Here is a 680-nt window from a genome sequence, read left to right as displayed (position 1 = left end):
TAGCAATACCAGTAAAAACAATATCCACGATGCAATCAAAGCCGTTAATGCAACTGCCAATCTGCCTTTGACTTTCGGCGGCGACAGCGGCAAAGACGTTGAACGCAAACCGGGTACGAAGCTGAATATTGTTGGCGGTCAAACCGATGCAGCCAAACTTTCAGACGGCAATATCGGCGTTGTAGCGAATGGCTCTGATAAGTTGGAAGTCAAATTGGCTAAAGACTTGGTAGTAGACAGCGTGAAAGCCGGCGATACCACAGTTAATACCGATGGCGTGAAAGTTGGCGATGTCAATCTGACTAAAGCCGGCTTGAACAACGGCGGTAACAAGATTACCAACGTTGCAGCCGGTACCGATGATACTGATGCGGTGAATGTTGCTCAGTTGAACAAAGCTGCGGCTGCGGCTAAGACCGAAGTCGTTCAAGGCGATAACATTGTTGTTACTCAGGATGTCGGCGCCAATGGCCAAACCATTTACAAAGTGGCTACCGATAAAAACCTGAAAGTTGACAGCGTTACCGCAGGTGATACCGTGATGAATAATGACGGTGTGAAAGTTGGCGATGATGTTGCATTGAACAAAGACGGCTTGAAAGCAGGTGATGTGAACCTGACCAAGGCTGGCTTGAACAATGGCGGCAACAAGATTACCAACGTTGCGGCCGGTACGGATG

At 48.5% G+C, this 680-nt stretch carries 1 pseudogene; it reads left to right on the top strand.

The features are described from left to right. Nucleotides 1-680: pseudogene (locus ACTHUR_RS14570) on the top strand (hypothetical protein); the annotation flags it as partial.

The sequence above is a fragment of the Neisseria sp. P0021.S007 genome (assembly GCF_051956855.1).
The sequence above is the reverse complement of the archived record's forward strand: the minus strand, read 5'-3'. Positions and strand labels throughout refer to the sequence as shown.